Here is a 4,498-nt window from a genome sequence, read left to right as displayed (position 1 = left end):
CCTCTATCAAATGATTTTTGCACCAGAACCAGTAAATCTAAAGGGATAAAACGGTGAAGATTTTTCGAGTGGTTTTCTCAAAAAATACTACCTGCCCATCGCTTGGAGAAAAACCCCTATTAACAAACAAAAAAAGCGCCTATAATTAGACACTTTTTTTAATTACTGATTCGTCCAAAGAAGCCACCATTCTGGTTTCTTTATGTATTTCAAATATCCCCTACTTATATCCGCTCGTAAGTGATTTGCCATACCTTGATAATCCATACTATAACCATTATTCTTTCTGTAGTTATACATATCTCGACCTTTTTGATTATTGTAATAATCCATATCATGAATTACTTTCGAAGTTGGATTGAATTTTTCATGATCGTCTGCAATAATTTTTGCATTACCACAACCTATATTTTTACACATACGAGCATTCCAATATGAATGTCGAAATGCGTCACCTATTCCCTCATCTAAAGAATATGGATAATAAGCTCTAGCCATACTCATAGCAGCATCTGCATCAATTTTGACTTTTGCACAATTAAATGACCCTATTTTTTTTAGACAAGACTGTGATTCAGCAGCTAAAAATAAAGGAGTAACTTTATGATAAGCATAACGTACAGAATCGTTTTGTTCACTCTCTGGATACATAGCAATTAATTCTTTAAATCTCTTGTCAGCTTGTTCTTCATTAGTAATTATACCTTGCTCAACTTCCTCTGTTAACTGTTCAAAAGCAGCCACACTGAATTCTTCTTTTGTATTTTCTTCAGCATAACTAGTGTGATTAAAAAATAAAGAGAAGAACAACAATGCGATTAAAGCTGTTGGAAATAATTTTTTAAATTCCATTTTATACCCCCTCTGGAAATTTTTTCGTAACGCACTGTTATTCTATAATACATGGTAATATATTTCAATATATAGAAAAGTATAATAATTATCTTATTTAATTATAGAAATATTTTTTTACGGAAAATAATCATTAAACTACTAATTAATAAAAATATACCTGGTAAGATATACAAAACTGAAATACATATAAATCCACTAATTGCTGCAACTATCATTATTAAGCTTCCAATTCCTTCTTTTGTTTTTATTAACATTGATCCTACTATCCCTAAAATCGAAATAACTAAAGAAATCAAACCTAAAATCATATTTTTATTAGTAGGTACTTCACCAGTCGAAGATTCAAGTACAGGTCCTAATTCATTTAAATAGCCAATAAACATTATTAATAATGAAATTAAAATACCTAGAATACCTCCAATTATCCCTAAAATAAATTCAATTTTACGCTTCATAATGTTCTCATCCTTTGCAGAAAAAATTTGTATTATAATCTTTTGTAATATAACACAAAAACAAAACTTAACAGAATGTTTTTATTAATCAGAAATAAAAATCTCTTGTTAAAAAATATGGTTCTGGTGCAAAAATCATTTGAGAGAGGCATAGAAACCTGCATAGACTGTTCAATGGTAGATTATGATGCAATTCCAAATAATTTATGTATGAATCTAACTTTATTTTGGGCAGACTTCACCTGTAAGTAAAGTTATCCTTTTTTTATCATATGCATGGCTTCAACGCCACTCAATATAGAAGTGGCTGTTTCATATGACTTGGATCCTAACATGGATAACTTTGCCCATCCCCCGAAAAAGGGGAATAAGACAGAATACACCAATTGTATGTTGAATAGAAAATAGAATGTTATAAATCAATAAACAATCAATGCAACAAAAAGGTAGAAGTTTTATATTGTGACAAATTATTTTTGGGACAGTATTTTGTTATATCTGATTTCAATACAATCTAGTTTAGAATTTAAAAAGAAAGGTTCTGTTGCAAAGTTTTCTATATGAAGCTACACTCTAGAAAACAGGATCTAGGAGAATCAGACATGAGATATTTTAAAGGAAAACAATTCAAGAAAGATATTATTTTAGTAGCTGTCGGCTACTACTGTCGTTTTTCTTTAAGTTATCGCGATGTATCTGAAATTCTGAAAGAACGTGGTATTTTAGTTCACCCAACAACCATCATGCGATGGGTTCATGAATATGGCAATCTCATCTATCAAATTTGGAAAGTGAAAAATAAATCTGCACGCTTATCTTGGCATTTGGATGAGACGTATATCAAAATTAAGGGAGAATGGTGTTATCTCTATCGTGCAATTAATAAAGATGGACACACATTGGATATTCAACTTCGTAAAAAACGGGATCATCAGGCTGCCTATGCCTTTATGAAAAGATTGGTCAAAACCAGCGGTTCTCACTACAGACAAAGCACCAGCATTACTTTGCGCATTTAACAAATTAAGAGAACAAGACTTTTATATACATACAACTCATTGTACAATCAAGCATTTGAACAATCTCATTGAACAGGACCATAGGCATGTGAAGCGACATTTTTCCAAATCCGCAGGATTTCAAAATCTTCGCCACGCTTCCCGTACCTTGAAAGGCATCGAAACCATTCATGCTTTATATAAACGAAACCGAAGTCTTGGCTCAGACTTCGGTTTTTCGACATACAATGAATTACAGGAGCTACTAACAATCGCATAAAATGTACAACTTTTTGTTGGCACCACTTAACCTTAACAAAATTTCGCAATAGAACCGAAAATAATAATAAATTTGTACGAGGAAAGGGGAAAGTTCGAAAGAATATCGAATCCTTCCTTATATCACAATATAATATGGAACAACGTTCAGGAGAATATATATTTTATGTTCCTTACAATACAATTTCAGATTTAGAAAAAAAGGTAGCTAGCATAATTCGTGAAATTGATTTTGAAGCGGATTTACAAAACTGTTTTACGGAGTTAGATGTGTACTGTGATGAATTGGAGCTACAATGGTAAAAGTAGCATTTGCTTATATAGAGAGTTCAATTATAAAATAATAAGAAGAAAAGAAAGACAGGGAGAGGAAACCCATGTCCACAAAATTAGTAAATTTACGAATTGATTTTGCTTTTAAACAGTTATTCGGAACGAAAGGAAACGAAGAAATTTTAACTGGCTTTTTGAATGCTATTTTAGAGGAATCTTTAGAGGTCCCCATTACATCTCTACAATTGGAAGACCCACATCTTCATAAGGCTTATGAAGATGATAAGTTATCCATTTTAGATTTATTAGCAACATTAGACAACGGAACACAAGTGAATATAGAGATACAACTTCGCAATACACATGATATGGTGAAGCGATCTTTATATTACTGGAGTAAACTCTATACATCTCAAATGCAAGAAGGGATGCCATATCGTTCACTTCGGAAAACAATTACCATTAACTTATTAGATTTTATATTATTCTCCCAGGATGATTCATTTCACACCATAGGACAATTATGGAATCCCAAAAAGCAACAGATACTAAGTGATGATATTGAAATTCATTTTGTGGAAATTCCAAAATTGGTCAAACAATGGCATGAAGAAAAAGTAAATCCATGGGAAAATGCATTTGTTCGTTGGATGTTATTGTTGCCAGCACATGAAGATGAACATTTAACTCAGACATTGGAGGAGATTGCGATGAATCAAGATCCAATTTTACAAAAGGCAATGAATAAATGGGAAAATATGAGTCATGACTCTTCTTTCCGTCGTATGTATGAAGCAAGGGAAAAGCTTTTATTAGATGAACAAGCAAAGTTAGCTCATGCTGAACAAAAAGGAATTGAAAAAGGAAGAAAAGAAGGAAAAGAGGAAGGGAAAGTTCAATTAATTCGTGGGATGCATAAGAATGGTATGCCATTAGAAGACATTGCAAAATTCACTGGTCTAAGTACAGAAGAGATACGAAAATTACTATTATAATTACATGTCATTACAAAAGCTTTGCGGTATTTTCCGCAAAGCTTTTTATACTGCATGTTCGCATAGCTTATATTGGAGGGAGATAGAATGAACTTTATTGCTCACATCCGCGAAAGTGACAAACAGGTACAAACTGTCGAAGAGCATTTATTAGGGGTAAAAAAATTAGCTGAAACCTATGGAGAAAAAATTGGTATAAAACATTTAGCTGGTTTAGCAGGCATGCTCCATGATCTAGGTAAATATACCAATGAGTTTAGAGAATACATATCGGAAGCAGTAAATAACCCTGATTCTCCATCTAAAAGAGGAAGTGTTGATCATTCAACCGCAGGTGGAAAATTTTTATATCAATTCTTCCATACAAAAAATATTATTCCTTATAAAGGGATAATATCTGAAATAGTAGGAAACGCCATTATTTCTCACCATGGATACCTTCAAGATTTTTTAAATCCTGATTTAGAATCACCTTATTTAAATAGAGTGCGAGATAAAGAATTGAGTGAATTTGATATGACAAGACAATTCTTTTTTAAATATGTCATGAACGAGACAGATTTTCATGAGTATGTTGACAAAGCTACTATAGAACTAGAAAGTTTTTTATTTAAAGAATCCCCGGAAAATACTGAAAAACAAT

4 protein-coding genes and 3 pseudogenes are annotated in these 4,498 nt (G+C 32.1%); 4 read left to right on the top strand and 3 right to left on the bottom strand.

Going from position 1 to position 4,498, the window contains the following annotated elements:
- Nucleotides 1-162: 162 nt before the first annotated feature.
- The 3 genes and pseudogenes from HRG09_RS27500 to HRG09_RS29280 form a co-directional block, all read right to left on the bottom strand.
- Nucleotides 163-852 (bottom strand): DUF6973 domain-containing protein, encoded by a 690-nt coding sequence (locus HRG09_RS27500; protein WP_174103980.1) that lies wholly within the window; start codon nucleotides 850-852, stop codon nucleotides 163-165.
- Nucleotides 853-953: 101 nt separating this feature from the next.
- Complete coding sequence (locus HRG09_RS27495; RefSeq protein ID WP_174103979.1) at nucleotides 954-1,310, bottom strand: DUF4064 domain-containing protein; 357 nt, start codon at nucleotides 1,308-1,310, stop codon at nucleotides 954-956.
- A 182-nt stretch (nucleotides 1,311-1,492) separates the two neighbouring features.
- Nucleotides 1,493-1,648, bottom strand: a pseudogene (locus tag HRG09_RS29280) (IS6 family transposase); the annotation flags it as partial.
- Between the two features lie 264 nt (nucleotides 1,649-1,912).
- On the opposite strand from HRG09_RS29280, the pseudogene HRG09_RS27490 reads away from it, so the two are divergent.
- From HRG09_RS27490 to HRG09_RS27475, 4 genes and pseudogenes are all read left to right on the top strand, one after another.
- Nucleotides 1,913-2,588, top strand: a pseudogene (locus tag HRG09_RS27490) (IS6 family transposase).
- A gap of 50 nt (nucleotides 2,589-2,638) precedes the next feature.
- Nucleotides 2,639-2,890 (top strand): annotated as a pseudogene (locus tag HRG09_RS27485) (recombinase family protein); the annotation flags it as partial.
- Nucleotides 2,891-2,964: 74 nt separating this feature from the next.
- Nucleotides 2,965-3,855: an Rpn family recombination-promoting nuclease/putative transposase gene (locus tag HRG09_RS27480; protein ID WP_174103978.1), complete on the top strand. Its 891-nt coding sequence runs from the start codon at nucleotides 2,965-2,967 to the stop codon at nucleotides 3,853-3,855.
- Between the two features lie 87 nt (nucleotides 3,856-3,942).
- On the top strand, nucleotides 3,943-4,498 hold a 556-nt coding region (locus HRG09_RS27475), incomplete at its 3' end, for a CRISPR-associated endonuclease Cas3'' (RefSeq protein ID WP_174103977.1).

Origin of the sequence: Bacillus sp. Xin1, assembly GCF_013314535.1 — a bacterium.
Classification (GTDB): Bacteria; Bacillota; Bacilli; order Bacillales; family Bacillaceae_G; genus Bacillus_A.
Note: the sequence above shows the minus strand (reverse complement) of the source record. Positions and strands in the feature narration are given on the sequence as shown.